This is a genomic window from Mesorhizobium sp. WSM4817 (assembly GCF_055811135.1).
Genome location: NZ_JBVVQQ010000010.1, coordinates 15,972 through 42,376 on the forward strand (window position 1 = coordinate 15,972; position 26,405 = coordinate 42,376).

Consider the following 26,405-nt stretch of genomic DNA (forward strand, 5'->3'; position numbering starts at 1 on the left):
AAGCGTACAATCCCAACGTCGTCCGTACCGAATAGAGGCACCGCGGACGCTTGGGAGATGGCAGTGCTTCCGCCCTAGAGGCAGGAGGGCTGAGATGGCGAAAGCCCAGGCAGGCGCCCAGGTATCGGTTTTTGACTGCGATATCCTGCGCAGCGCCTTCATAAAAACCGTGATCGAAGAGAATATCCCCGAAGACAAATGGCGGTCGGTTGCCGCGCTTTTGATCAGCGACTTTACCGGGAGCGATGACGTCGATCCTGACTTGCTGGAATGGATCGTGCGCAAGTAGCTAGAGCTACCCAGCCGTTAGTCTTTCGTCGCCTGCCACGCTCGTTGCTATGCCTTTTTCGGTACTAGAAAGCCAAAGGCAAAGTGAGACGCCTCTACCTGGATTTTCGCGAGGTCGCTAGCAGCCGCCCGAATTACATCGGCAGTCACCTCAAAGAATTGGTGTGTTGCATTTTGCCGGTTGACTGAGAGTTTCTGCCAAGCCTTCTTTTCTCCGAGGTATACGCTCCACGGACCGTGAACGACACGATTGCGAAACGTGTTGAGTTCGCGCATCTGCTGGACGAGGCGATCGCGCTCGGCAAGGTCATTCGGGTTCGGTGGTGTGTTGGTCGATGATCTGACCATACAGAGTGATTTTGTTATTCAAGTTGTTCGCTTTCCGCAGCTTCGGTTGGTCGGCGCCAAGCGCGGACAGCCAATGATCGATATGGAATTCCAGAAATCCAAACTGCATTATCAAGCGCCCCTATCGGCTCGTAAAAATCGCTGTCGTAGCGCTCGATCATCTCCGATACGGATTTTGGACGTTCCATTATCGTGCTCACACTGACGAAAAACGCAACGAGCCGATGAAGCGAATGCTTCAAGACGCCGCGCCGTTGCCGCACACGAGAGCGAGAAGGTTGCAAAGAGTCCGGCCGAAAGAAATGAGGCCCCTGAGCTAATATCAACCCAATGTCAAAGAGTGGGCGTCCCCTATTGCCGACGCCCTCGTTTTCAGGATTATATTCCTCCCCGTTGCGGCGAGCCCTCAACGGAGATCGCCATGCCCAAAAAGACCCTCGCCGACACCCTGGCCGCCCGCGAGACCATCTATGTCAATTGTGCGCACCCGATGTGTTGCAAATCGACGAAGCTCGACATCCAGGCGCTGATTGACAGGCTCGGCCGTGACCACGGCCCGATGCATGACGACCTGGTCGGGCTCTTTATCTGCTCAAACTGCAAGGCTGCCGGTGGTGATCGACGGCAGGTGTTCTTCACTACGAACGCGAGCAGCGGGCGCGCAATCGCGACTGGAAGCCAACTTTCGAACGAGGGGGCTGAAAGTGGCCGGCGCCACTTGGAGCCGTCGACAGCGGACCCGACGCACCTCCTAGACGCAAAACAGATCATCTGTCGGATGGCGAAGTCAGCTAAGCCGTGATGCCGACCGCTGGCCTGCCTCTGCGGTCCGATCCTGGCAAGATATTGTCACCTACTAGACGGTCCTCGGACGATAGTTTGGGCGGTATGAAAGGACCGGTAGCGCCGATCTCGCCTAGCCAATCCTCGTAGCCAGTGTTCATTTTGGACGTGAGTTCATCGGGATGATGTATCCCGGACTGGAATAGGCTCATGAGCCGCCGGCCGAAGTGTTCCCACGCCGGATGGCCTTCGGGAATTCCTGCCTCTGCGCAAGTCCTTGAGAACCTTTGCCAGCGTGGCGAGTTGCTCGGAGTCGAGATGATTGTCAAATGACATCGCTTTATCCCTCGCGTGGGGCGAAAGCGTGATCGACTCTTCCAAGCGCCAGCGCCCGTGTTGGATGGCGACGATGCTTCTGTACGCTTCCGGACGAATTTAGCGAGTCAAATCCGCTCGTCTTCATTTCCGCAACCTCACACCGGCGCCGCCGCCGTTCTCGGGGATGAACTCGACGCCGGCCCATTCGAGCGCTGCCTGAAGGTCAAGCAGAGTGCGGTCATACGGCGCCCGCTTCCCAGCTTCAAAATTGTCAAGATCGCCGCCCGCCATTCTTCGCGGATGCAATGCGCGGTCAATGCCGATCGACAAGGTGGTTGAGAACTTCATGGAGTTTCTCGAAGCACCGGCAGAGCGTCACTGACGGGCGGCAAACTCTGCCGCTGCTAGCCCGCTGCCTTCAAGGTGGCGGGCTTTTTGTCGCTGAGGAACCATACGCGGCGGCGGCCGTTGAGCCCCCACCCAAAACGGAGATCATCACAATGGCCGACGACCCAAACGAAGACGCAAAGCCGACGGAGACGCAGCGCGAAGCGCAGGAGGCCTTGGAGAAGCAAGTTGCGCAACTGAAACGCGAGATCAACAAGATCAATCGGACGCTCGCGGAGCACGCTGAAGAGGTGGTCGAGGAAGCTACTGGTTGGTATGAGGGCGCGGCCGATAGCGTGTCTCGGACAACGCAAGCACTTCGCAAAAGGGCGTCTACTGCTTCCGGTGTCGTTCAAGAAAATCCTGGCACGCTATCGTCCGCCTTCATGCTGGGCGCGGCTGTAGGCTTGCTGTTGGGCCTTGTTCTTGTGGCCGGCGACCAGCGCCGGGAGCGCTGGTTCTAACACGCCCAACTGAGCCCAGAGATTCCGCTGCCCTCACGGTGGCGGTCTATGGGCGGGATCAAATTCCGAATATTGCAGCTAGATATAGATAGTCCCCATGCAGGATCAAAGCCGCGCCCGCCGCAATGGATAGGGCAGAAAGCAAACCGCAAGCGATGCTGCCTCAGTTCGTGATGTCCAACGCCCTTTGGAAGGGTGGAGGATCGATCCACTTCTCAGCGTCCATAGCATATCGTATCGTGCCGAGGACGCGTAATTGAACGAGTGCATCGACCAGTTGATCCAAGCGAAGAAACCCTATGCCAGCGCCAGCAGAAGGCCAGCCACGAAGCACCAGACCGGGGCTTTGAGTGCTTCCAGCGTCGCAGGTTGGCTGGCTGGATTGTTCAGCAACGAAAACATGCCGAACAGCCCACCAGAATGGACTAGCACCAGCGACGCGGTCAACCAACGACCTCACTCGGCGGCAACCTGGAAAGTCGCGCGCTGAGACGTTTTGAGATCGTGGTAAACTAATGCAGCCGCGCTATCGCTGTCCATCATCGTCGTTTTAGAGTGCTCAGTTTCGTCATGTATGAAATCCCGCGTTGATTCCCCGGCGGGATTGTCGCACGGACCTGCCGACAGTCGCAGGAAAAAAATGGGCACCGCAATTGGCACCGGCGAAGGCGCGCTCTCTAGGAACATGGCGGGAACAAATTGGCTGATCCGTGTTGCAATCGTGTTGCATGGACAGAAAGGGACGGGGCGGGACATGCCCGGAATGCAAGGGTTTGCGCGCTACAGGGCAGGAAAACCCATGCAACACGTTTCGGTCGCGATTGTTCTGCATAAGGGGCTGATTTAATTGCGGAAACTGTTGGCTGGGGAACCTGGATTCGAACCAGGACTAACGGAGTCAGAGTCCGTGGGTCTACCGTTAACCTATTCCCCAGCAGGCGCGGCTGTTGAAAACCACGCGGCAGGGCGACGATGGCGCCGCGCGTGCCTTGTAGCCGCCGTCGGAAAATAGTCAAGCCTGCCGAAGGCATTTCAATCGGCACGTTTCATAAGGGCGTGGTTCAAAGCCGCCCCTCAATTCTCCCTTCGCCCGAGCTGCGAGTGCTCGAAATACAGCACGACGCCGAGCGCCATCACCAGCGGGATGATCAGGTAGAACAGCCGGAACACCAGCAGTGCTGCCAGCACGCCGACCGGGTCCATATGCGACAGGCCGGTCAGGAAGACGACCTCGAACACGCCGAGCCCGCCCGGCGCATGCGAGATCTGGGCGACCGAGAACGACATCAGGAAGACGCCGAGCACGACGAAGTATCCGGGATTGCCAGCTTCGGGCAGGGCGAAGAAGATGATCGCCGCCGCCGCCAGCAGCTCGATCGGGCCGATCAGCAATTGCCGCGCGACGATCGGCAGCGCCGGATAATGGACCTGGAACCTTCCGATCTTCAGCGGCCTGAGATGCAGCCAGCTGCCGAAGACATAGGCCGCCACCACGAGCAGCATCGCGAGCCCCGCCGCCTGCGAAAGCCGATGATGCGGCGTGCCGGAAAAACGGTCGACGATCTCCGGTGCGAGCACCAGCACGATGCCTGAAACCAACACCGTCGACAGCACGAAGGTGATCCAGCAGATCGCCACCAGAATGCCGACGTCCTGTCCGGTCAGCCCCCTGGTTCCGTAAGCGCGGTAGCGGATCACCGCGCCTGAAAAAACCGAGCCGCCGATATTGTGCGACAGCGCGTAGGTGGTGAAGGAGCACAGGGTGACGAACAGCCACGACACTTTCTTGCCGATATGCAGGAGCGCGATATGATCGTAGCCGGCCAGCGACGCATAGGCGATGACTGAGCTCAAAGCGGCGAGCACCCAGCCGCGGGCAGGGATGGCGACGATGCCGTCCCAGACGTCGTCGAGCGAGATGCCACGCAGTTCGTGCAGCAGCAGCCATAGCGAGAAGACGACCGCCGCAACGCCGACGACCGGCCAGAAATAACGCCTCCAGTTCATGGCGTGACGATCATGCGTTGCAGCCCCGTTGCCCGTTCGGTTCGCGTCAGGAACTCTGCCCGCGATTTCGAATGTTTCATCCCCGCCATTTCAGAAATGCCTTATCGAAGCCGGCTATTCAACTGCGAAGGCGCGTTGCTGCGGGAGAAGGAAAGGCTGGCGATCCTTCGCGCCCCCCTCTGTCCTGCCGGACATCTCCCCCACAAGGAGGGAGATTGGCAGTTTTGGCGCTCCGCCCGTTTCTGCGACGGTAGGGATTGGCGAAAGCGGCGGTGACGGCCGATCTCCCCCAAGTGGGGGAGATGCCAAGTTTTGGCAAAGAGGGCAGGACAGAGGGGGGCGCTGTCCCGCCATCATCGGGACGAGCGGAGCGGCGAGACAATGCCAGCGACAAAATTCGACCCCTGCGCTCTTGGTGATCCGGCCCGGCGCTGCTAGTCTGGCGGCAACTTAGAACACGTGAAAGCGCCTGCTGCGTCCGGTCTCCGGTTCGCGCGGCGCGGAAGGAACTGAAGTGGAAGACCACGACACCGGCGCCGGCGCGCCGGAAGTGGGCGTGTCCAGGGCTTCGCCGCCGCCTTCGGGTCAGGCAAGCCCACCCGCCGGCCGGCACAATGGCCGCCCGGTGCAGCCTTGGTCCGGTCACGGACAGGCAGGCGACGCGTCCCAGCATCAGAATGGCCAGAAGGCCAAGACCAGGAAGCGGCGCAAACGTCGGCGCGGCCGCAAGGTTTTCGCGCGCGACGACGCTCGTCTCGCTGCGGCCGGAGTGGCGGTGGCTGCTGTCAGCGCTCCAGCCAGCCGCCCGCCCGCGGCGATCGTCGCGCCCTTGCCTTCGGTTGCGCCAGGCCGGCCGGAGCCGGCTGCTCGCCGCCCGCCGCTGCAGGAACTGCCGGTGTTTGCGGCACTCGATCTCGGTACCAACAATTGCCGGCTGCTGGTGGCGGTGCCGACGCGCCACGGCCAGTTCCGCGTCATCGACGCTTTCTCGCGCATCGTCAGGCTGGGCGAGGGCCTCACCGCCAATCGCCGGCTCGGGCAGCCGGCGATGGACCGTGCGGTCGAGGCGCTGAAGATCTGCGGTGACAAATTGCGCAACCGCAAGATCAGGAAGGCCCGGCTGATCGCCACCGAAGCCTGCCGCACGGCCGCCAACGGCGCCGAGTTCCTCGACCGCGTCGAGCGCGAGGCGGGGTTGAAACTCGAGATCATCGACCGCCAGACCGAGGCGCGGCTGGCGGTGTCGGGCTGCGGCTCGCTGGTCGACCGCGACACGCAAGGCGTCGTCCTGTTCGACATCGGCGGCGGCTCCTCGGAAATCGCGCTGATCGATCTCACCGGCCACCGCTCGCCGAGGCTCGCCAACCACATCGTCTCCTGGACGTCGCTGCCGGTCGGCGTCGTCTCGCTGGCCGAGCGCTTCGGCGGCCGCGCCGTCACCCGTGAGATCTTTGCCGCCATGGTCGAGGATGTGGCTGTGCGCCTGCACGCCTTCGACGGGCGCGACCGGCTGAGCCATGTGCTCGCCAGCCCGAAATTCCACTTGCTCGGCACCTCGGGCACGGTGACGACGCTGGCCGGCGTCCACCTCGACCTGGACCGCTACGACCGCCGCCGCGTCGACGGGCTGTGGATGGACCGCGACAGCGTCGACCGCATGGTCGAAAAACTGGTCGGCTGGGATTTTCAGCAGCGCGTCGCCAATCCTTGCATCGGCGCCGATCGCGCCGATCTGGTGCTGGCCGGCTGCGCCATTCTGGAAGCGATCCGCGCGGTGTGGCCGTCGGAGCGGCTGCGCGTCGCCGACCGCGGCCTGCGCGAGGGCATATTGAGCGAATTGATGGCCGACGACGGTGTCTGGCGCAACAATGGGCGGGGCAGAGCATGATCCCGAAAAGTGGCAGCCGGTTTTCGGAAAAGATCATGCTCAGACCAGAATGCATGATCCCGAACCGCAGGACCGCGTCAGCGAAAAGTGGCAGCCGGTTTTCGGAAAATATCATGCTCAAACAAGAAGTCAGGCAATGACCAGGAAACCGGAAAAACCAGGCTCTGCCGGCATTCGCGTGCTGAAAACGCGGATCAAGAAGAAAAGCGGCCTGAAGGAATCGTCGCGCCGCTGGCTGCAGCGCCACATCAACGACCCCTATGTCCAGCGCTCCAAGGCCGACGGCTACCGCTCGCGCGCGGCCTACAAGCTGATCGAGATCGACGACAAGCACCATCTGCTCAAGCCCGGCATGAAAGTCATCGACCTTGGCGCGGCACCCGGCGGCTGGTGCCAGGTCGCCGCCGCGCGCACGAAATCGACGGCCGAACACCCGCATGTCGTCGGCATCGACTATCTGGAGATGGACGCGGTGCCCGGCGCGCCGGTGCTGTTGATGGATTTTCTCGACCCGCAGGCGCCGCAAAAGCTCGCTGAAACGCTTGGCGGCCAGCCGGACATCGTTTTGTCCGACATGGCCGCACCCACCACCGGCCATCGCCGGACCGATCACATCCGCACCATGTATCTGTGCGAGGTGGCCGCCGATTTCGCCCTGTCGGTGCTGAAGCCGGGCGGCCATTTCCTCGCCAAGACTTTCCAGGGCGGCGCCGAGAACGAATTGCTCGCCAGGCTCAAGCAGAATTTCCGCTCGGTCCACCACGTCAAACCGCCGGCCTCGCGCGACGAGTCGGTGGAGCTTTATCTGCTGGCGAAGGATTTTAAAGGCGGAAGCGGGGCAGGGTAAAACCGCTCTGTAGCGATCCTTTGCGCCCCCCTCTGTCCTGCCGGACATCTCCCCCACGAGGGGGGAGATTGGCAGCTTCGTCGGCCGCACCTTCTTCCTCAGCGTAGGCGATTGGCGAAAGCCGGGATGACGGCCGATCTCCCCCCAAGTGGGGGAGATGTCCGGCAGGACAGAGGGGGGCGCTGTCCCGCCGGCACCAAAAGGTTCTGCACCGCCCGCCCTCAACCGCCCTGCGGACCAGACACCCCCAGCGTCTTCGGCGCCGTCAGCCCGCCATGTCCCGATACGGCGTTGCCGGCATCGGGCGCCAGCCGCATGAATGACAGCGATGCGGCGGCCGACACCGCCGCGACAATGAAGAACGCGATGTGGAAGTCGCTCAGCGTCAGCGCCCCGCCATGGATTGTCGTCGACACTTCCAGAATGCCGCCGGCCAGCGCCACGCCGAGCGCGATCGACAGTTGCTGGAACACTGCGGCGATCGGCGTTGCCCTGCTGGTGTCGGCGGTCGAAATCTCGGCATAGGCTAGCGCGTTGATGCCGGTGAAGAACATCGAGCGGATGAAGCCGCCGGCGAGCAAGGCGGCGAGGATCAGCAGATATGGCGTCTCGGGCGTCAGCAGGCCGTTGATGGCAATCGACGCCGCCGCGATCAACGAGCCGAAGATCAGCACGCGGCGGAAGCCGGCGACCCGGAAGATCAGCGCGGTGACGAATTTCATGCCGATGGCCCCGATCGCCGCCACGAAGGTGATCATTCCCGACTGGAACGGCGTCAGCCCGAAGCCGATCTGGAACATCAGCGGCAAAAGGAAGGGTACGGCGCCGATGCCGATGCGGAACAGCCCGCCGCCGAGGACCGAGGCGCGGAACACCTGGTTGCGGAACAGTTCGAGCGCCAGCAGCGGATTTTTGGCGCGGCGCGCATGCAGGAGGTAAAGCACGGCAGAAACCAGCCCGACAACCACGGTGAGGAAGCCGGCAATCGGCGGCAAGGCCGGCAGGCTGACCACCGACAGGCCGAAAACGATGCCCGATGCCGCCAGGCCGCTCAGCACGAAGCCGATGAAATCGAGCGGCGGCGTTGGCGCCGCTTCGGTCTCCGGCAGGAAGCGCGTGGCCAGCCAGATGCCGATCAGCCCGATCGGCACATTGATCAGGAAGATCCAGTGCCAGCTGAAATAGGTGGTGATGAAACCGCCGACCGGCGGCCCGACGAGCGGCCCGACCAATGCCGGAACGGTCAGCCACGACATCGCGGCGACGAGCTCGCTCTTCGGCGTGGCGCGCACCAGCACCAAGCGTCCCACCGGCGTCATCATGGCGCCGCCAATGCCTTGCAGGAAGCGTGAGACCACGAAGGCCGGCAGCGAGTTCGACACCGCGCAAGCGACCGAACCGACGATGAACACGGCAATCGCCGCGCGAAACACGGTCTTGGCGCCAAAATGGTCGGCCATCCAGCCGCTGATCGGAATGAACACCGCCAGCGACACCAGATAGGCGGTCAGCGCCAGCTTGAGCGCCACCGGGCTGGTCTGGAGGTCGACGGCGATCGCCGGCAGCGACGTTGCGATAACGGTCGAATCCATGTTTTCCATGAAAAGGGCGACCGCCAGGATAAGCGGAATGGTGCGGTTCATGGAGCGCGTCCGGATTCGATTGTTGCCGACCGGGGCAAGCCGACAGGCAGGGCGGTTACCACGGGTTGCGTTGGATGTCGCCTTAACTTGCTGTCACATTTGTGCGACCTGGCACCGGGCATGCCCAACAAAACTCCGGAGCAGCGCCGTCGGCGAGGCGGCCGCTTCGGCTTTCGCCAATCACCAGCGGTGAATGCCGGTCGCCATCCGTCACCGCGAAAGGCATTAAGCTGAGTTCGCGGCCCTGTCGTGCACAAGCAATCGGCTTTTCAACGGCGACGGGACGTGTTACGAGCCAGCGCCAATCCTGAAAGGGAAGAAGACGAGTCGGCGCTGTCCATCCGGTCCAGCGCTTTTCATGCATTCCGAGGGCTGGCCATGGCAAAGATTATCGAAACGTCCACGGGCGCATTGGCGCTGACCTTTGACGATGTGCTGCTGCAGCCGGGTCATTCCGAGGTCATGCCCGGCGAAACCGATATCGGCACCCGCATTGCCGGCGACATCGACCTCAACGTGCCGATCCTCTCCGCCGCCATGGATACCGTCACCGAGGCGCGTCTTGCCATCGCCATGGCCCAGGCCGGCGGCATCGGCGTCATCCACCGCAATTTCTCGCCTGCCGAACAGGCCGAGCAGGTGCGGCAAGTCAAAAAGTTCGAATCCGGCATGGTGGTGAACCCCGTCACCATCGGCCCCGATGCGACGCTCGCCGACGCCCTGGGGCTGATGCGCAACTACAGCATCTCGGGCATTCCGGTGGTCGAGAATGGCGGCGCTGGCGGGCACACGGTCGGACGGCTGGTCGGCATCCTGACCAACCGCGACGTGCGCTTCGCCTCCGACCCGGCCCAGAAAGTCTACGAGCTGATGACCCGTGAGAACCTGATCACGGTCAAGGAAAATGTCGATCAGGACGAGGCCAAGCGGCTCCTGCACCAGCACCGCATCGAGAAGCTGGTCGTGGTCGATAGCGGCGGCAATTGCGTCGGATTGATCACCGTCAAGGACATCGAGAAGTCGCAGCTCAACCCGCACGCCACCAAGGACGTGCAGGGGCGCTTGCGCGCGGCGGCCGCCACCAGCGTCGGCGATGACGGTTTTGAGCGCGCCGAGCGGCTCATCGATGCCGGCGTCGACCTTTTGGTGATCGATACCGCGCATGGTCACTCGCAACGCGTGCTCGATGCGGTGACGCGGGCCAAGAAACTGTCCAATTCGGTCCGCATCCTGGCCGGCAACGTCGCCACTTCAGAAGGCACGCTGGCGCTGATCGACGCCGGCGCCGATGCCGTCAAGGTCGGCATCGGGCCGGGTTCCATCTGCACCACCCGCATCGTCGCCGGCGTCGGCATGCCGCAGCTTTCCGCGATCATGTCGGCGGTCGAGACGGCGCAGAAATCGGGCGTCTCGGTCATCGCCGATGGCGGCATAAAATATTCCGGCGATCTCGCCAAGGCGCTCGCCGCCGGCGCCAGTGCCGCCATGATCGGGTCGCTGCTGGCCGGCACCGACGAGAGCCCGGGCGAAGTCTATCTGCACCAGGGCCGCTCGTTCAAAGCCTATCGCGGCATGGGCTCGGTCGGCGCCATGGCGCGTGGCTCCGCCGACCGCTATTTCCAGGCCGAGGTTCGCGACACGCTGAAACTGGTGCCGGAAGGCATCGAAGGCCAGGTGCCTTACAAAGGACCTGTGTCCGGCGTGCTGCACCAGCTTGCCGGCGGCCTGAAAGCCGCTATGGGTTATGTCGGCGGGCGCGACCTTGCCGATTTCCGCGACCGCGCCACGTTTGTACGCATATCCAACGCCGGACTTCGTGAAAGCCACGCCCATGACGTCACGATCACCCGCGAAAGCCCGAATTACCCCGGCGGAGCCTAACCAGTTCGCACGAAGCCTGACGGCAATGATGCTGCGGCTGTCGCGCCACGCTGCCGCGCTCTGTTTTGTCTGCGCGGGGGTTTTCGTCGCCATGACGGCGATGGAGTTCCTCTATTTCCGCCAGCTGAGCGGCGGCCTGCCGTCGCTCGATTTGCGCTTTGCCGGGTTCACCCCGGACGAGGGCATGGCCTGGCTGACGGCACTCGGGCGTCGCGGCAGCGAGATCATCCTGGTCTGGCATTACCTGACCTTCGACCTGCTATTTCCGGCGCTGCTGTCGCTCACATTGGTCAGCCTGATCCTTGCCGCCGGGCGGCGGCTGAAGAACTTCCGGGCTCTGTCGGCCCAGCTTCAGTCGCTGTTCGCGCTCGTCCTGGTGCTGCCCTACACGCTTGCCGATTATGCGCAGAACATCGCGGTGGCCCGCATGCTCTCCGATTTCCTGTCGGCCAATCCGGACTCGCTGTCCTTCGCCTCGGCGCTGATCGTCATCAAATTCGCGCTTCTGGCGATACCCGTGATCGTCATCGCGGTATTTCACCTGGCCGCTCAGAAACAGCGCTGACTGCCCTTCTCCCCTTTGTGGGAGAAGGTGGCCGAGCCCACGGGTCATGCCTTTGGCAAGCCCGAGGACAGGCTCAACTCGGTCGGATGAGACACATCGCCCGGCGCCGGGCGCCATCGTAGATGAAAGGTGCGCGGGCGCTTTCTCTGATATATCGGCTTTGAAATCGAGCCCTTGGCCCCAAGCCGCTATCCGATTGAAATGAAACAGAGTTTGAAGTTACTTTCATGGCAGGGGTGTTGGAAGGATCGCGGCCATTAAATCGTTAAAATCATTCAATATTTTAACGCGGCGTTTCTTCCAGAACCCCTCATCCGTCTCGGCGCTAACGCGCCGATCCACCTTCTCCGCAAGGGGAGAAGGACGTCGCAGACGCTACAAATCGAACAGCGCGATCTTGCGCTTGTCGAACTTGATGGCGAGCTCGCCGCGCACCAGTTTGAGCGCCGCCTCGCCGAACACGGCGCGTCGCCAGCCTTGCAAGGCCGGCACGTCGGCGTCCTCGCCCTCGGCGGCGATGCGGTCGATGTCGTCGCTCGAGGCCAGCACCTTCGAAGCGACGCCCTCCTTTTCGGCGACGATCCGCAACAGCACTTTCAGCAGTTCCGCGGCGGCATTGGAGCCTTCGGGCGGCTGAAAACTCTTCGGCAGCTTCGGCATCTCTTCCCTGGGCAAGGCAAGCGCGCTGTTGACCGCGCCAAGCAGCGCCGTTGCCGTCGCCGAGCGTTCCCAGCCTTTCGGCGTGGTGCGCAGCTTGCCGAGTGCTGCCGCATCGCGCGGCGCCTGCTGCGCCACCTCATAGATGGCGTCGTCCTTGAGCACCCGGCCGCGCGGCACGTCGCGTTCGCGCGCCTCACGCTCGCGCCATGCCGCCACCGCTTGCACGATCGCCAGTTCCTGCGGCTTGCGCAGCCGCATCTTCAGCCGTTTCCAGGCGTCCTCCGGATGCGGATCGTAGGTTTCGCGGGCGGTCAGCACGTCCATCTCCTCGTTCAGCCAGTGGGCGCGGTTTTCCCGCACCAGCTCCGCGCTGAGGTGCTGGTAGACCTCGATCAGATGGGTGACGTCGGCAAGCGCGTAGTCGAGCTGTTTTTCGGAAAGCGGCCGATGGCGCCAGTCGGTGAAACGTGAGGACTTGTCGAGCCGGGCGCCGGTGACCTTCTGGACGAGTTGGTCATAGGAGACGCTGTCGCCGAAGCCGCAAACCATCGCCGCCACCTGGGTGTCGAACACAGGATGCGGCACCAGATCGCCGAGATGAACGATGATTTCGATGTCCTGGCGCGCCGCATGGAAGACTTTGACGACCGCCTCGTTGGCCATCAGCCTGAAGAACGGCTTCAGGTCGATATCGGGTGACAGCGGGTCGATCAGCGCCGTCACCCCGGGTGCTGCCATCTGGATCAGGCAGAGAATCGGCCAAAAGGTCGTCTCCCGAATGAATTCGGTGTCGACGGTGACGAAATCCGACTTTTCGAACGCGGCGAGAGCGGTCTCGAGTTCTTTTTGGGTGGTGATGACGTGCATCAAATCGCTTTTGGCAAAGTGTAAGGTCTCCTTCAATTTCAGCCGCGCGGGCTTTCGTCAAGCCGCTGTCCGGGTTTCAAGACCTGGCGGGCCGTCATCATTGCCTGGCAGGCCCGTCGGAATCATCGTTGCGCTTGGCCAGCCGGGCGAACACCGTCGATGTGCGCAAAAGGCCGATGAAACGGCTGCGATGGCCGGCCGGCACGCCCGATCGCACCTGCATCCGGTACAGGATGACCACGACGAAGATGGCGTAGACGGTGGCGGTGAACACGAACAGCGCGCTTGGCCCGAAATACTGCATCGCCGTCGAGGCGGCGAACGGCCCGCCAATGGCGCCGAAGGAATAGAACAGCATCAGCGCCGCGTTGATCAGCACGAACTCGCCCTTGTCGGCGCGGTCGTTGGAGTGCGCCGCCGACAGCGAATAGAGCGGCATGGCGAAGCAGCCGAAGATGAAGACGATCACGAAGTTGAGGGACGGATCGCTGCGCGCCCAGAACACCAGCGCCAGCGACGCCAGCAGCGCGCAGCACGTCGTTATCAGCAGCACCGAACGCCGGTCCCAGCGGTCGGACAGATAGCCGAGCGGATACTGGATGATGGCGCCGCCGAATATGCCGACGCTGACGAAGGTGACGACGTCGGTGACCGACATGCCGATCTGTTCGGCATAGACCGGCGACAAAGTGCGAAAAGCGCTGTTGGTGACGCCGACGGCAATGCAGCCGAAGCAGCCGAGCGGCGAGATCCGCCAGACGCGGGCGAGGTCGAGCTTGACGTCTTCGGGCGGGGTCGGGTTGGAGCGATCGCCGAGCGACACCGGCACCAGCGAGAGCGTGATCATGATCGACATGACGGCGAAGATGGCGAAACCGCCGGCGCCAACGATCGGGATCAGGAACTGTGCGCCGGTGACCGAACCGATGTCGACCATCCGGTAGATGGCCAGCACCCGCGCGCGGTCCTTGTTGGCGGCCCCGGAATTGAGCCAGGCTTCCATGATGGTGAACAGGCCGGCGAAGCAGAAGCCGCCGGCGAGACGCAACGCGCACCACATGACCGGGTCGACGACCAGCACCAAAAGCAATGTCCCGGCCGAAGCGATCGCCGCCAGCGCGGAAAACGCGCGGACATGGCCGACGGCCTTCATGATGTGGGTGACGGCGAGGCAGCCGAGCAGGAAGCCGGCGAAATAGAACGTCCCCATCAGGCCGATGGTCGAGGCCGAAAACCCCTCCTGCGCCCCGCGCAATGCGATCAAGGTGCTCTGCAGGCCGTTGCCGCCGAGCAGGATGCCGGCGGCAATAAGGAGCGGGATCAGCGGGCGCATGGAGGACATGAAGGAGGGCCTGTCGTTGATCCTTCTTGAACCATCGCCCACGCCAATGCCAGCGGCAATTGCCGGCGGTTAGCAGGCCAGCGCCGGCTATCAACGTATCAGTTTGATTTTAGCTGGGAATCCTTCGCGCTGCCGATGGCGCACTCGGGTGGCTTGCCGCCCTACCGAAGAATTCTGTTTTTCATCAGCCATTTGACGGAGCGGGGCCACGCGTAATTCGCACCCATGCGCAGGTCGGTAAACCCCTGCGAAACAGGTTGCCCGGTATCAGCGTCGAGGATGCGAATGAACATCGTATGCTCTGTTCGGCTGACGCGCGTTACGACGCCCAGCAAGGCAAGAGACGCGCCGTGCTCTTTGGCGATCTTGCTTTCACAGCCGCCGCAATTGCGCAATCCGTGCGGCGCCACCGCCTGCTCATCCCCGACTGGCACATCAAGCACTGTAAAGCGCCCTGACTGGGAGAGCATGTCCTTCGCCATTTGTGCCGACTCGGACAGATAGCGCCTATCATGTTCATCCGGCGGAATTATGCCTGCGCCAGCGCTCTTGTCTTCCAATTCGAAAGGAAACACCTCGATGGACATCGGCTTTGTCTGTGCGTGTGCAAATGCGCAGGTGCCGACAAGCAGCATCACCAGGACAGTCAATGTGCGAATGCGCATGGTAGTCCTCCCGCCAATGTGACGGCCATTGTACACGGCTCGGCCACGCTGATCACGATCAGGCGGAGGAAATTCTACACTTTGACTGTGGTGCGGAGTTTTCACACAGCCACGGACGAATGCCGAAGTTCGAATCAAGATGCTGCCCGGGCGACGCCTGCCTTGACAAAGGCGGCCTCTCATGTGCTTTTCGCGCAAATTTTCGGGCCGGGCCATCATGCCTTGGCCGCAATCAGACATCCGGACTTATCCATGACAATGCATCGTTACCGCAGCCATACCTGTGCCCAGTTGAGGAAAAGCGACGTCGGCTCTTCCGTTCGCCTTTCGGGCTGGGTGCATCGCGTACGCGATCATGGCGGCCTGCTGTTCATTGATTTGCGCGACCACTATGGCCTGACGCAGATCGTCGCCGACCCGGATTCGCCGGCTTTCAAGATTGCCGAGACCGTGCGCGGCGAATGGGTCGTCCGCGTCGACGGCGAGGTCAAGGCTCGTCTGGCCGAGACCGCGAACGCCAATTTGCCGACCGGCGAAATCGAGGTTTTCGCGCGCGAGATCGAAGTGCTGTCGGCGGCCAAGGAACTGCCGCTGCCGGTGTTCGGCGAGCCGGACTATCCCGAGGACATCCGTCTCAAATACCGCTTCCTCGATTTGCGCCGCGACACGCTGCACAAGAACATCGTGGCGCGCACGAAGATCATTGCCGAGATGCGCAAGCGCATGGGCGAGGTCGGCTTCACCGAATTCTCGACGCCGATCCTGACCGCTTCGTCGCCCGAAGGCGCGCGTGATTTCCTGGTGCCGTCACGTATCCATCCCGGCACCTTTTACGCGCTGCCGCAGGCGCCGCAGATATACAAGCAATTGATCATGGTGTCGGGCTTCGACCGTTACTTCCAGATAGCGCCTTGCTTCCGCGACGAGGACCCGCGCGCCGACCGGCTGCCGGGCGAATTCTACCAACTCGACCTGGAAATGAGCTTCGTCGAGCAGGACGACATTCTGGCGACCATGGAGCCGGTGATGCGGGGCGTGTTCGAAACCTTTGCCGCCGGCAAGCCGGTGACGCAGGAGTTTCCGCGCATCGCCTATGACGTCGCCATGCGCAAATACGGCACCGACAAGCCGGACCTGCGCAACCCGATCGAGATGCAGGCGGTCTCCGAACATTTCCGCGAGTCCGGCTTCAAGGTGTTCGCCAACATCCTTGCCAACGACCCGAAGGCCGAGGTCTGGGCCATTCCGGCCAGGACCGGCGGTTCACGCGCTTTCTGCGACCGGATGAATTCCTGGGCGCAAGGCGAGGGCCAGCCGGGCCTCGGCTACATCTTCTGGCGCAAGGAGGGCGAGAAGCTCGAAGGCGCCGGTCCGCTCGCCAAGAACATCGGCGAGGAGCGCACCGAGGCAATCCGCCTCCAACTCGGGCTTGCCGATGGTGACGCCGCCTTCTTCGTCGCCGGCGACCCGAAAAAGTTCGTCTCGTTCGCGGGCGCGGCGCGCACCCGCGCCGGCGAGGAGCTGAACCTGGTCGATCGCGACCGTTTCGAACTATGCTGGATCGTCGACTTTCCCTTCTTCGAATGGAACGAGGACGAGAAAAAAATCGATTTCGCCCACAACCCGTTCTCGATGCCGCAGGGCGGCATCGATGCGCTCAACGGTGAGGATCTGCTCGGCATCAAAGCGTTCCAGTATGACATGGTCTGCAATGGTTTCGAGATCGCCAGCGGAGGCATCCGCAACCATCTGCCGGAAACCATGGTCAAGGCATTCGAGACTGTCGGGCTCAATCGCGAGACGGTCGAGGAGCGCTTCGGCGGCCTCTACCGCGCCTTCCAGTACGGCGCACCGCCGCATGGCGGCATGGCGGCCGGCATCGACCGCGTCGTCATGCTGCTGGTCGGCGCCAGGAACCTGCGTGAAGTAACAATGTTCCCGATGAACCAGCAGGCTTATGATCTGCTGATGAGCGCGCCGGCGGAAGCCAGCCCGCAGCAGCTTCGCGAATTGTCGCTGCGCGTCGCCGTGACCAAGAAAGAAGGTTAAAAGCCTCCCGCAACCGACGCTAAACGCTGTCGTTTTGCGCGGCCCATCATCCCCCTGCCGGCACCTTCTCCCCGTATAGTGACGGGGAGAAGGACAGATGGCCGCGACGTTGGCACCCGTCTTGCCACGCTGCCAGTTGGCGAAATCATTTTGTGACGGTGCTTTTTCCCCGTCACTATCCGGGGAGAAATGCCCGGCAGGGCAGTGAGGGGCGGCGCTGACGCTCCGAGGCCCCCGCCCCAATCAGTCTTCGTTCGCCTTGACCGTCACGCCAAGCGTCTTCGTCAGGTCCGCCGGGTTGGACATGGCGCCTGCCATGATCAGCGCGAACGGCACCGCTGCCGGCGGCTCGGCCAGGATCTCAATGCTCTGCGGATCGTCGAGATATTTGCCGACCGCAGCCGACACCTGCGCCGTCAATTCCGGATTGTTGAGCTGCGCCATGCCGAAAGGCACGACCGCCTTGGCCTGGTTGGCGACGTCCTTGCCGGACATGCCTTGCTGCTTGCCGACATAGTCCAGCACCTTGTTGGTCAGAGAATCGTCGTCAAAGCGGATCGAAGCGCTGTTGAACGAAAGCTGCTGCAAAACGCCAAGCATGGCCATGCCTTGCGCCGAATTGTCGGCGCCTTCGGGCTGCGCCGCCATCTTCTTCTGCATCTCCTGCAGCGACTTGATGACGTCGAGCGTGTAGCCGCCGAAACCGAAGGTCATGCCGAGCGTTCCGGCATTGTCGACGGAGATGTCGTATTTCGACAGCTCCATCTTGCCGTCCGCAGGCTGCCAGGTGCCCTCCATGGCAAGGTTTCCGGTGATGTTCTGGTAGCCGAGCGCGTTGATCACGTCCTTGGACTTCGGGTCCTCGACCAGCGTCAGGTCGGCATTGAACTTTTCCGTGGTGCCGGAAAACGCCATCGCCTTGCCGTCGGCTGGCGGGGTGATTTCGATGGCGAGCCCGTCCATCGAGAAGGCGGTCTTGTCGGCGACCTTGACCGTCATGTTGTCGAGCTCGGCCGATTCATACATCATCATTGAACCGAGCGGGCCTGTGGCGCCGTCGGCCGGAACCGTCATGTCGTGGATGATGAAGGGGCTGAGGTCGAGCGTGACGCCGTTTTCGCTGTGCTGGAATGCCGAAGTCGAGACGGTTTCGATTTCATAACCGCCATTGGCTTCGGTCACGCCTTCGAGCTTGATGTCGCCGATCTTGAGCGCTTCCTTTTCGGCCGCCGGTTTGAGGGCCACGCCCTGCAGCACCATGCTGGAGGCATCGCCCGTCACCCCGGTCCAGGAGATGTCGACGCCCTGCGCGGCGAGAGCCGCCTTCAGCCGGTCGGCGACCGCCGCATCTTGCGCGAGGGCCGCATTCAGCGGCAGCGTCAGCAGCAAGGTCGAAAAAGCGAGTTTGTTGAGTGTCGAGCGTCTGATCGTCATCGCGGTTCCCTGAGAGTGTGCTGAAGATTTTTCAATTTGTTGCGCCGTCACCCTTCCGTGACGAACTGGACGGGAAAAAGGCGTTCCGCCGCACAATGGTGGAAAACCACGGCGAAAGGCAAATCCGATCCATTGTCATAGAAGCGGGATGTAACCGAGTGATGTTGCTGGCATCCGGTTCGTATTGCGCAAGAGGCTGCCCCATTCAGGCGCCTCTTGCCGCGAATCACCCGCTCGGCTAGTCCCAACCTATGGGAAAAAGGCTTTTGCCGCCTGGCGATGGCGGTGGCGACAACATCGAGCCGGTCGATCTGAAGAAAGCGCTGGAAGAGCGCTATCTCGCCTATGCGCTGTCGACCATCATGCACCGGGCGCTGCCGGATGTGCGCGACGGGCTGAAGCCGGTCCATCGCCGCATCATGCATGCCATGCGGTTGCTCAGGCTCAACCCCGACCAGGGCTTCGCCAAATGCGCCCGCATCGTCGGCGAGGTGATGGGCAAGTTCCATCCGCATGGCGACCAGTCGATCTACGACGCGCTGGTGCGGCTGGCGCAGGATTTTTCGATGCGCTATCCCCTGGTCGACGGCCAGGGCAATTTCGGCAATATCGATGGCGATAACGCTGCCGCCATGCGCTACACCGAAGCGCGCATGACCGACGTGGCGACCGAGCTGCTGTCCGGCATCACCGAGAATGCGGTCGACTACCGGCCGACCTACAATGAGGAGGACGAGGAGCCGGTCGTGCTGCCCGGCGCCTTCCCCAACCTGCTCGCCAACGGCTCGTCCGGCATTGCCGTCGGCATGGCGACCTCGATCCCGCCGCACAATGCCGCCGAGCTTTGCGACGCCGCCCTGCATCTGATCGAGCAACCCGATGCGCCGGTGACGACGTTGATGGATTTCGTCCAAGGCCCGGATTTCCCGACCGGCGGCATCATCATCGACAGCCGCGCCTCGATCCTCGAAGCCTACGAGACCGGTCGCGGTGGTTTCCGCGTCAGGGCGAAATGGAGCCAGGAGGACCAGGGCAGGGGCACCTGGAGCATCGTCGTCACCGAAATCCCCTATGGAGTCCAGAAGGCGCGGCTGATCGAAAAGATCGCCGAGCTGCTGATGGCGCGCAAATTGCCGCTGCTCGAGGACATCCGCGACGAGAGCGCCGAAGACGTCCGCGTAGTGCTGGTGCCGAAGAGCCGTTCGGTCGATCCCGGCATCCTGATGGAATCGCTGTTCAAGCTGACCGAGCTCGAAAGCCGCTTTCCGCTCAACATGAACGTCCTGTCGCGCGGCAAGATACCCAACGTGCTGTCGCTGAAAGGCGTGCTCAAGGAATGGCTGGAGCACCGCCGCGAGGTGCTGATCCGCCGCTCCAGGCATCGCCTCGGCGAGATCGAAAGGCGGCTGGAGATCCTCGCCGGCTATCTGATCGCCTATCTCAACATCGACGAGGTGATCAGGATCATCCGCGAGGAGGACGAGCCCAAGCAAGTGATGATGGCGCGCTGGTCGCTCACCGACAATCAGACCGAAGCCATCCTCAACATGCGGCTGCGTGCCCTGCGCAAGCTCGAGGAATTCGAGATCCGCAAGGAATTCGACGGTCTCACCACCGAGAAGAAGCAGATCGAGGCGCTGCTCGCGTCCGATGCCCGGCAGTGGTCGATGATCAAGTGGGAGGTCTCCAGCATCCGCGAGAAATTCGGACCGGAAACCGCGCTCGGCAAGCGCCGCACCCAGTTCGCCGACGCCCCCGAACATGACCTGACCGACATTGCCCATGCCATGATCGAGCGCGAGCCGGTCACCGTGGTCGTTTCGGAAAAGGGCTGGCTCAGGGCGATGAAAGGTCATCTGACCGACCATTCGTTGCTGACCTTCAAGGAGGGCGACAGCCTCAAGCTCGCCTTCCACGCCCAGACCACCGACAAAGTGCTGGTCTTCACCACCGGCGGCAAGTTCTACACGATCGGCGCCGACCGGCTGCCGGGCGGGCGCGGCCATGGCGAACCGATCCGCATCATCGTCGACATGGACAACGACCAGGACATCGTCACCGCCTTTGTCCATGATCCCAAGCGCAAGCTGCTGCTGGTGTCGCACGACGGTAACGGCTTCATCGTGCCGGAAGAGGAAGTCGTCGCCAACACCCGCAAGGGCAAGCAGGTGATGAATGTCAAGGCGCCCGACGAGGCCCAACGCTGTATGCCGGTCGCCGGTGACCATCTCGCCATCGTCGGCGAGAACCGCAAGATGCTGATCTTCCCGCTCGCCGAAATCCCCGAGATGGGGCGCGGCAAGGGCGTTCGCCTGCAGAAATACAAGGATGGCGGCGTCCTCGACCTCAAGACCTTCACGCTCGAAAGCGGTCTCTCCTGGCAGGATTCTGCCGACCGCACCTTCACCAAATCACGTGAAGAGCTGGTCGAATGGATCGGCGCCCGAGCCTCGGCTGGACGCATGGTGCCGAAGGGATTCCCGAGGACGGGGAAATTCGGGTAGTTGCTAATCTCCCCCCTAGAGGGGGAGATGTCGCCGAAGGCGACAGAGTGGGTCGTCGCGCGTGAAGCTCCAGCCTCCTCTGTTAGGGTCGCGTCTGAACGTTCCGACCCCCTCTGGCCTGCCGGCCATCTCCCCCTCAAGGGAGGAGATTAGCAGCTCCATCCAAACATTTGGAATGTCGTCACGATTGCTGCACTATGTCGGTGCATAAGCATCGCTACATAAGGCGCGGACACACGCGTTTGGGAGAATGGGCATTTGAAAGAAGCCAGGGTTCGGAAACCGGAAGGGCAGCAACGCCTGTTCGGCCTGTCGACGCCGGTCAGATCCGCAGTCATTCCGCCGCTGTCGGCGGCGCGGTGGCTGCTGGTGCTGATCGTTGCCGCCGGGGTCTATTTCTTTCATGGTTTCCTGGTCCCGGTGCTGGCTGCTCTGGTCATCGCCTTTGCCAGCTGGCCGCTCTATCGGCGGTTGCTTGCTGCCGTCGGCGGCAACCGCACGGTCGCCGCGACATTGGCGATCCTGTTCATCCTCGCCTTCCTGGTGGTGCCGATCGCGCTCGCCGGCGCCTACGCCAGCAACGAAGTCCGCGAATGGGTTGGCTGGGCGATCGAGACCAACCGCCATGGTGCGGTGACGCCGCACTGGATCGCCACGCTGCCGGTGGTCGGCGACTGGCTGAACGAGCAATGGACGCGCAATCTCGGCCATCCCGGCGGCATCGGCGAGCTGATCCAGCTGATCAGCGGCGCCAACATCGGCAGCATCTACCGCGGCGTGCTGGCCGCCGGCGGCAGCGCCTTCGGCCTTCTGCTGGCGCTGCTGTTCATGATGATCGCGCTGTTCTTTGCCTATCGCGACGGCGAGCATTTCGCCGGGCAGGTCGACCGTCTCGGCGAACGCATCCTGCCGACCAGGTGGGAGCGGATTTCACGCGTCGTGCCGGCGACGATTTCCTCGACGGTGACCGGCATGACCATTATCGCCATCGGCGAGGGGGTGGTGCTGGGCGTGGCCTACTGGCTGGCCGGCGTGCCGTCGCCGGTGACGCTCGGCGCCCTGACCGGCATCATGGCGCTGATCCCCGGCGGCGCACCGCTGTCCTTCACGCTTGTTTCGATCTATCTCGCCGCCAGCGGCTCGCCGATGGCCGGTTTGGCGCTGTTCATCTGGGGAAGCGTCGAACTGTTCATCGTCGACAAGACATTGCGGCCGAAGCTGGTCGGCGGCCCGATAAAGCTGCCGTTCCTGCCGACCTTTTTCGGCCTGGTCGGCGGCGTCAAGACGATGGGCTTTCTTGGCCTGTTCATCGGTCCGGTGCTGATGGCGTTGCTGGTCGCGATCTGGCGCGAATGGCTGCGCGAGGTGGAATTGGCCGACGAGCTTGCCCCCGCAGCGCCGGCGGAACTCGAAGGGGCGCCGCCGCAAATCGAAATCGTTGCCGAGAAGAAGTCTCAGGCCGGGTGACGGACTGCAAGGCTGGCGCGGCGTTTTCGCCCCTCACGCAGCTGCCATAGCGAATGGGCGACCAGCGTGACGATCAAGATCGCACCGCCGATCAGGCTGTTGCGCGACGGCATCTCGGCAAAGATCATCCACATCCAGACCGGCGCCAGCACGGTTTCGAGCAGATAGAACATCGCCACTTCCGGTCCCGAAATATATTTCGGTCCGTTGGCGAGGCAGAAGAATGAGATCGGCATGATGACGGCGCCGTTGAAGATGATCCACCACGGCGCGTTCACCTGGAACCCTTCGCCCGAAACCATGAACACCGCGACGGCCAGGGGCAGGATCACGCCGATCAGCGAAGTGAACCCCATGTCCTTGCCGCTGGCGCGCGAGATGGTGATGGCCAGCGCAATGAAGAAAGCCGAGCACAACGCCATGAGATCACCGAACAGGTGGCCGGTGCCGATCGAATCGCCGACGATGATCGCGACGCCGACGATCATGACCAGCATCGCCATCACGGTGACCAGTCTTGGCTGCTCCTTCAGGAACAGCCAGGACAGCAGCGCCGCGAACACGGCGTTGAAGGCCAGGATGAAGACCAGGTTGGCGGTCGTGGTGTGATAGATACTGATGACGAAGGTAGCCGAGGTCAGGCCGTAGCACAGGGCGACGACGAGCCCTGACCAGCCGGGGATGAGCTGCGGCGCGTTACGGCTCAGCGAGCGCCACACGGCCCAGATGATCAGCGCCGCGACCAGGGTGGTGCCGGTGCGCAGCAGGAGGATCGTCCATGCGCCGCCGTCGGCGAGCCGGATCAATGGAATGTCGATGGTCAGCGTCAGCCCGCCGATGGCGGTGATGAGAAGGCCTTTTTGATGATCGTTGTGGGACGACATGGCAGTTCCCGCAATGAATTTGGAGGCAGGCGCAAAATTGGCCCAGCGTCTGGCGTTTCAGCCACGCAGCCGAAAACCAGAAGCATCCTCCCTTGAAGCAGTTTAAGGATGGTTGGCGAAAGAGCGGATCAGCGCGAAACCGCTTCGTGGTCGTAGCGTTCCCAGCCTTTCGGGCCGAGATGCTCCTGCGGCATGAAGCGCATCTTATAGTTCATCTTGCGCGAGCCGTTGACCCAGTAGCCAAGATAGACATGGGGCAAGCCCATCGCCCTGGCGCGAGCGATGTGGTCGAGGATCATGAAGGTGCCGAGCGAGCGGTCCTCGAAGTCCGGGTTGAAGTAGGAATAGACCATCGACAGGCCATCGGCCATCTTGTCGGTGAGGGCGACTGCGATCAGCTCGCCCTGGCCCTTGCCGGTAATAAAGCTGTCGGGGCCGCGGCGCCGGTATTCGATGACCTTGGTGTCGACATGCGTGTCCTCGACCATCATAGCGTAGTCGAGCACCGTCATGTCGGACATGCCGCCGCGGCGATGGCGGGCATCGAGATAGCTGCGGAACAGCGAATACTGCTCGGTCGACGGTTGCGCGTCGTGCATCGCGCCGATGAGGTCTGAATTGTGCTGTATCACCCGCTTCATATTGCGGCTGGCAGTGAATTCCTGCGCCAGGATGCGCACCGAAACGCAGGCGCGGCAAGTCTCGCAGGCCGGCCGGTAAGCGATGTTCTGCGATCGCCGGAAGCCGCCTTGCGTCAACAGGTCGTTCATCTCCGATGCCTTGTCGCCGACCAGATGCGTGAACACCTTGCGCTCGAACTGGCCCTCAAGATACGGGCATGGCGACGGCGCGGTCAGGAAGAACTGCGGCGACTGGGTTGGATGCTGCGTCATCGACCCTTGGAAACACTCCTGCGAATCATCATACCTTTGGCGCGCACGGCGAAAAATTCAACAGGATTGTGAAAGCGTGGCTACCGGACGCCTTCACTTTGCACATAAATGCTCGCTGGGGCTGGTGAAAAGCTGTTTCAGCGGTCACTGCGGCTGACCACCGTGCCGAGCAGCAGGTCGTGCAGCGTGCGCTTGCGGTCGGCAAACAGCGACACCAGAAGGACCAGCGGCGTCAGGATGACGTTGCCGGCCCAGAACAGAACCGAATGCACCACCGCCGTCAGCCCGTCGATGCGGGTGCCGTCCAGACGGTCGAGCCGGATCCCCATCATCTTCATGCCCGTCGTGGCCTGGTCGGCGCTGCCGAGCGTGTTCCAGATGTAAAGGATGGCGACGGCCGGCACGAGGATGGAAAACAGCATCCAGCCAAGGCCAAGTGTCAAAATCCCGAGGAAGAACACCAGGATCGCGAACGGAATGGTGAGCAGCGCGACGATGCAATAATCGATGATGAAGGCGAGGACACGCCGCGTGCGCACGCCATCATAGGCCCTGACATCATCGAGCCTGCTGATTTCGCCGTCGAGAACGCGCGCGTTCATGTCATTTCCTCGCAATCAGGCCCGGCATAGGGTGCGGGCCGCCTGGTGTTGAAATGGTGAAGTCCTGCGGCGGAATCAAGATCGAGCCTTTTTTCGGCCCTGCTACCGGGCAACGCCGAATGTAGACTGGATCGGTTGAATTTGCAGCACGGATGACGTTAGTTTGCTGCAGCGCAACAAACACGGCAAATGCGCCCAAGGGGCGAGGGACAGGGCCAATATGGACTACGACATGCTGGTCATCGGCAGCGGGCCCTCAGGGCGCCGCGCCGCGGTGCAGTCGGCCAAGCTCGGCAAATCCGTGCTGGTGGCCGACAGGGGCCGGCGCCTTGGCGGCGTGTCCGTGCATACCGGCACCATTCCGTCGAAGACCTTGCGGGAAACCGTGCTCAACCTCTCGGGCTGGCGCGAGCGCGGCTTCTACGGGCGCGGCTACCGGGTCAAGCAGGATATATCGGTCGGTGATCTGATCGAACGCCTGCACAAAACGCTCGATCACGAGGTCGAGGTGCTGCAGCACCAGTTCATGCGCAACACGGTCAAGAGCGCGCGCGCCACAGTCAAGTTTCTCGGTCCCAACAGAGCCAGCCTGACGACGGATACCGGCGACTACAGCGAGGTCGGTTTTGCGCATGCGCTGATCGCGGTCGGCACCCGCCCGCACCGGCCGCGCGACGTGCCCTTCGACAAGATCCGTGTCTTCGACAGCGACGAAATGCTGGAACTCGAGCGCCTGCCGCGGACGCTGACGGTGATCGGCGCCGGCGTCATCGGCGTCGAATACGCGACGATCTTTTCGGCGCTCGACGTGCCGGTGACGCTGGTCGAGCCGCGCGACAGCATCCTCGATTTCGTCGACCGTGAGATCGTCGACGATTTCATCCATCAGATGCGCGACCGCGGCATGACGATCCGGCTCGGCAGTGCGATCAAGGAGATCGCCTCGAAACCAGACTATGCCGAGGTGACGCTTGCCGACGGCCGCAGCATACGCTCGGAGATGGTGCTTTATGCGGCGGGGCGCACTGGCAATGTCGGCGCGCTCGGCCTCGATGTGGTCGGCATCGAGGCCGACTCCCGGGGCCGCATCAAGGTCGACCCGCAGAGCTTCCGGACCAGTGCGCCGAACATCTATGCCGCCGGTGACGTCATCGGCTTTCCGAGCCTCGCCTCGACCTCGATGGAGCAGGGCAGGGTGGCCGCCTGCCATGCCTTCGGCGTGCCGTTGCCACCGCCGCCGGAAACCTTTCCCTACGGCATCTACGCCGTGCCGGAAATCTCGACCGTCGGCCAGTCCGAGGAGCAGGTGCGCGAGGGCGGCGGCGCCTATGAGGTCGGCGTGGCGCGCTTCCGCGAAACCTCGCGCGGCCATATTATGGGCGTCAACACCGGCTTCCTGAAGCTTCTGTTCTCGATCGAAACGCGCCGGCTGCTCGGCGCGCATATCGTCGGCGAGGGCGCAACCGAACTGATCCACATCGGCCAAGCGGTGATCAATCTCGGTGGCACCGTCGATTTTTTCGTCAACAACACCTTCAACTATCCGACGCTGGCCGAAGCCTACAAGATCGCCGGGCTGGATGCCTGGAACCGGATGGGGCGGGCATAGGGCGACGGGC

Annotated in this window: 22 protein-coding genes, 1 tRNA gene and 1 pseudogene; 11 read left to right on the forward strand and 13 right to left on the reverse strand. The window is 62.6% G+C overall.

Annotated elements, in window-relative coordinates:
• Positions 1-94: 94 nt before the first annotated feature.
• On the forward strand, positions 95-289 hold the full coding sequence (locus AC0L2K_RS15415; RefSeq protein ID WP_023803155.1) for a hypothetical protein: 195 nt from the start codon (positions 95-97) through the stop codon (positions 287-289).
• Positions 290-650: 361 nt separating this feature from the next.
• Here the strand turns inward: AC0L2K_RS15415 and AC0L2K_RS15420 are convergent, their stop codons facing one another.
• Entirely contained in the window at positions 651-824 is a 174-nt protein-coding gene (locus AC0L2K_RS15420) for a hypothetical protein (RefSeq protein WP_473523645.1), read from the reverse strand.
• A 233-nt stretch (positions 825-1,057) separates the two neighbouring features.
• Here AC0L2K_RS15420 and AC0L2K_RS15425 point away from each other — a divergent pair, with 233 nt between their 5' ends.
• Entirely contained in the window at positions 1,058-1,438 is a 381-nt protein-coding gene (locus tag AC0L2K_RS15425; protein WP_473523644.1) for a hypothetical protein, read from the forward strand.
• 440 nt (positions 1,439-1,878) lie between these two features.
• Here the strand turns inward: AC0L2K_RS15425 and AC0L2K_RS15430 are convergent.
• A pseudogene (locus AC0L2K_RS15430) lies at positions 1,879-2,010 on the reverse strand (XRE family transcriptional regulator); the annotation flags it as partial.
• Positions 2,011-2,237: 227 nt separating this feature from the next.
• Between AC0L2K_RS15430 and AC0L2K_RS15435 the strand changes: the two are divergent.
• On the forward strand, positions 2,238-2,588 hold the full coding sequence (locus AC0L2K_RS15435; RefSeq protein WP_023803151.1) for a hypothetical protein: 351 nt from the start codon (positions 2,238-2,240) through the stop codon (positions 2,586-2,588).
• Positions 2,589-2,885: 297 nt separating this feature from the next.
• On the opposite strand, the gene AC0L2K_RS15440 is transcribed toward AC0L2K_RS15435, so the two are convergent.
• The 3 genes from AC0L2K_RS15440 to AC0L2K_RS15450 all read right to left on the reverse strand — a co-directional run bounded on the left by AC0L2K_RS15440 (position 2,886) and on the right by AC0L2K_RS15450 (position 4,595).
• A complete protein-coding gene (locus AC0L2K_RS15440; protein ID WP_473531724.1) occupies positions 2,886-3,035 on the reverse strand; it encodes a hypothetical protein in 150 nt (49 codons plus the stop codon).
• Positions 3,036-3,448: 413 nt separating this feature from the next.
• A tRNA-Gln gene (locus AC0L2K_RS15445) sits at positions 3,449-3,522 on the reverse strand.
• Between the two features lie 140 nt (positions 3,523-3,662).
• The gene (locus AC0L2K_RS15450) at positions 3,663-4,595 is read right to left on the reverse strand and encodes a lysylphosphatidylglycerol synthase domain-containing protein (RefSeq protein WP_027154667.1); all 933 of its coding nucleotides are present in this window, start codon (positions 4,593-4,595) and stop codon (positions 3,663-3,665) included.
• Positions 4,596-5,109: 514 nt separating this feature from the next.
• On the opposite strand from AC0L2K_RS15450, the gene AC0L2K_RS15455 reads away from it, so the two are divergent.
• Positions 5,110-6,483 carry a Ppx/GppA phosphatase family protein gene (locus AC0L2K_RS15455; RefSeq protein WP_128176027.1) on the forward strand — a complete coding sequence of 458 codons (1,374 nt, stop codon included), beginning with the start codon at positions 5,110-5,112 and terminating at the stop codon, positions 6,481-6,483.
• A 136-nt stretch (positions 6,484-6,619) separates the two neighbouring features.
• Positions 6,620-7,330, forward strand: a complete 711-nt coding sequence (locus AC0L2K_RS15460) for an RlmE family RNA methyltransferase (RefSeq protein WP_023798443.1) — start codon at positions 6,620-6,622, stop codon at positions 7,328-7,330.
• A 221-nt stretch (positions 7,331-7,551) separates the two neighbouring features.
• Here AC0L2K_RS15460 and AC0L2K_RS15465 read toward each other — a convergent pair whose 3' ends face one another.
• Complete coding sequence (locus AC0L2K_RS15465; protein ID WP_128176023.1) at positions 7,552-8,973, reverse strand: MFS transporter; 1,422 nt, start codon at positions 8,971-8,973, stop codon at positions 7,552-7,554.
• Between the two features lie 378 nt (positions 8,974-9,351).
• On the opposite strand from AC0L2K_RS15465, the gene guaB reads away from it, so the two are divergent.
• The gene (guaB, locus tag AC0L2K_RS15470) at positions 9,352-10,854 is read left to right on the forward strand and encodes an IMP dehydrogenase (RefSeq protein ID WP_128170730.1); all 1,503 of its coding nucleotides are present in this window, start codon (positions 9,352-9,354) and stop codon (positions 10,852-10,854) included.
• Between the two features lie 25 nt (positions 10,855-10,879).
• Positions 10,880-11,419 (forward strand): hypothetical protein, encoded by a 540-nt coding sequence (locus AC0L2K_RS15475; protein ID WP_031254642.1) that lies wholly within the window; start codon positions 10,880-10,882, stop codon positions 11,417-11,419.
• A gap of 375 nt (positions 11,420-11,794) precedes the next feature.
• On the opposite strand, the gene rnd is transcribed toward AC0L2K_RS15475, so the two are convergent.
• The 3 genes from rnd to AC0L2K_RS15490 form a co-directional block, all read right to left on the reverse strand.
• Positions 11,795-12,946, reverse strand: coding sequence for a ribonuclease D (rnd, locus tag AC0L2K_RS15480; RefSeq protein WP_023798439.1), 1,152 nt, complete (start codon positions 12,944-12,946; stop codon positions 11,795-11,797).
• A gap of 97 nt (positions 12,947-13,043) precedes the next feature.
• Positions 13,044-14,288, reverse strand: coding sequence for an MFS transporter (locus AC0L2K_RS15485; RefSeq protein WP_023798438.1), 1,245 nt, complete (start codon positions 14,286-14,288; stop codon positions 13,044-13,046).
• Between the two features lie 161 nt (positions 14,289-14,449).
• The gene (locus tag AC0L2K_RS15490) at positions 14,450-14,953 is read right to left on the reverse strand and encodes a DUF3280 domain-containing protein (protein ID WP_473523625.1); all 504 of its coding nucleotides are present in this window, start codon (positions 14,951-14,953) and stop codon (positions 14,450-14,452) included.
• 258 nt (positions 14,954-15,211) lie between these two features.
• Between AC0L2K_RS15490 and aspS the strand changes: the two genes are divergently transcribed.
• On the forward strand, positions 15,212-17,002 hold the full coding sequence (aspS, locus tag AC0L2K_RS15495; protein ID WP_473531821.1) for an aspartate--tRNA ligase: 1,791 nt from the start codon (positions 15,212-15,214) through the stop codon (positions 17,000-17,002).
• A gap of 243 nt (positions 17,003-17,245) precedes the next feature.
• On the opposite strand, the gene AC0L2K_RS15500 is transcribed toward aspS, so the two are convergent.
• A complete protein-coding gene (locus tag AC0L2K_RS15500; protein WP_128170676.1) occupies positions 17,246-18,436 on the reverse strand; it encodes a hypothetical protein in 1,191 nt (396 codons plus the stop codon).
• A gap of 251 nt (positions 18,437-18,687) precedes the next feature.
• On the opposite strand from AC0L2K_RS15500, the gene parC reads away from it, so the two are divergent.
• Both parC and AC0L2K_RS15510 read left to right on the forward strand, forming a co-directional pair.
• Positions 18,688-20,940, forward strand: a complete 2,253-nt coding sequence (gene parC / locus AC0L2K_RS15505; protein ID WP_473531725.1) for a DNA topoisomerase IV subunit A — start codon at positions 18,688-18,690, stop codon at positions 20,938-20,940.
• A 258-nt stretch (positions 20,941-21,198) separates the two neighbouring features.
• Positions 21,199-22,407 (forward strand): AI-2E family transporter, encoded by a 1,209-nt coding sequence (locus AC0L2K_RS15510; protein WP_023798433.1) that lies wholly within the window; start codon positions 21,199-21,201, stop codon positions 22,405-22,407.
• On the opposite strand, the gene AC0L2K_RS15515 is transcribed toward AC0L2K_RS15510, so the two are convergent.
• From AC0L2K_RS15515 to AC0L2K_RS15525, 3 genes are all read right to left on the reverse strand, one after another.
• Positions 22,395-23,291, reverse strand: a complete 897-nt coding sequence (locus AC0L2K_RS15515; RefSeq protein ID WP_473531726.1) for a DMT family transporter — start codon at positions 23,289-23,291, stop codon at positions 22,395-22,397. The two genes, AC0L2K_RS15510 and AC0L2K_RS15515, sit on opposite strands and share 13 nt — an antisense overlap.
• A gap of 128 nt (positions 23,292-23,419) precedes the next feature.
• Positions 23,420-24,184 (reverse strand): arginyltransferase, encoded by a 765-nt coding sequence (locus AC0L2K_RS15520; RefSeq protein ID WP_027154654.1) that lies wholly within the window; start codon positions 24,182-24,184, stop codon positions 23,420-23,422.
• A gap of 137 nt (positions 24,185-24,321) precedes the next feature.
• Entirely contained in the window at positions 24,322-24,786 is a 465-nt protein-coding gene (locus tag AC0L2K_RS15525; RefSeq protein ID WP_023798430.1) for an RDD family protein, read from the reverse strand.
• A 220-nt stretch (positions 24,787-25,006) separates the two neighbouring features.
• On the opposite strand from AC0L2K_RS15525, the gene sthA reads away from it, so the two are divergent.
• Positions 25,007-26,395 (forward strand): Si-specific NAD(P)(+) transhydrogenase, encoded by a 1,389-nt coding sequence (sthA, locus tag AC0L2K_RS15530; RefSeq protein WP_091591857.1) that lies wholly within the window; start codon positions 25,007-25,009, stop codon positions 26,393-26,395.
• Positions 26,396-26,405 lie beyond the last annotated feature (10 nt).

Coding starts and splice junctions, on each gene's coding strand:
- guaB (WP_128170730.1), top strand. CDS start 9,352: ATGGCAAAGATTATCGAAACGTCCACGGGCGCATTGGCGCTGACCTTT.
- rnd (WP_023798439.1), bottom strand. CDS start 12,946: ATGCACGTCATCACCACCCAAAAAGAACTCGAGACCGCTCTCGCCGCG.
- AC0L2K_RS15425 (WP_473523644.1), top strand. CDS start 1,058: ATGCCCAAAAAGACCCTCGCCGACACCCTGGCCGCCCGCGAGACCATC.
- AC0L2K_RS15525 (WP_023798430.1), bottom strand. CDS start 24,786: ATGAACGCGCGCGTTCTCGACGGCGAAATCAGCAGGCTCGATGATGTC.
- AC0L2K_RS15500 (WP_128170676.1), bottom strand. CDS start 18,436: ATGACGATCAGACGCTCGACACTCAACAAACTCGCTTTTTCGACCTTG.
- AC0L2K_RS15465 (WP_128176023.1), bottom strand. CDS start 8,973: ATGAACCGCACCATTCCGCTTATCCTGGCGGTCGCCCTTTTCATGGAA.
- AC0L2K_RS15450 (WP_027154667.1), bottom strand. CDS start 4,595: ATGAACTGGAGGCGTTATTTCTGGCCGGTCGTCGGCGTTGCGGCGGTC.
- AC0L2K_RS15420 (WP_473523645.1), bottom strand. CDS start 824: ATGGAACGTCCAAAATCCGTATCGGAGATGATCGAGCGCTACGACAGC.
- AC0L2K_RS15475 (WP_031254642.1), top strand. CDS start 10,880: ATGATGCTGCGGCTGTCGCGCCACGCTGCCGCGCTCTGTTTTGTCTGC.
- AC0L2K_RS15515 (WP_473531726.1), bottom strand. CDS start 23,291: ATGTCGTCCCACAACGATCATCAAAAAGGCCTTCTCATCACCGCCATC.
- sthA (WP_091591857.1), top strand. CDS start 25,007: ATGGACTACGACATGCTGGTCATCGGCAGCGGGCCCTCAGGGCGCCGC.
- aspS (WP_473531821.1), top strand. CDS start 15,212: ATGCATCGTTACCGCAGCCATACCTGTGCCCAGTTGAGGAAAAGCGAC.
- AC0L2K_RS15435 (WP_023803151.1), top strand. CDS start 2,238: ATGGCCGACGACCCAAACGAAGACGCAAAGCCGACGGAGACGCAGCGC.
- AC0L2K_RS15460 (WP_023798443.1), top strand. CDS start 6,620: ATGACCAGGAAACCGGAAAAACCAGGCTCTGCCGGCATTCGCGTGCTG.
- AC0L2K_RS15485 (WP_023798438.1), bottom strand. CDS start 14,288: ATGTCCTCCATGCGCCCGCTGATCCCGCTCCTTATTGCCGCCGGCATC.
- parC (WP_473531725.1), top strand. CDS start 18,688: ATGGGAAAAAGGCTTTTGCCGCCTGGCGATGGCGGTGGCGACAACATC.
- AC0L2K_RS15520 (WP_027154654.1), bottom strand. CDS start 24,184: ATGACGCAGCATCCAACCCAGTCGCCGCAGTTCTTCCTGACCGCGCCG.
- AC0L2K_RS15490 (WP_473523625.1), bottom strand. CDS start 14,953: ATGCGCATTCGCACATTGACTGTCCTGGTGATGCTGCTTGTCGGCACC.
- AC0L2K_RS15415 (WP_023803155.1), top strand. CDS start 95: ATGGCGAAAGCCCAGGCAGGCGCCCAGGTATCGGTTTTTGACTGCGAT.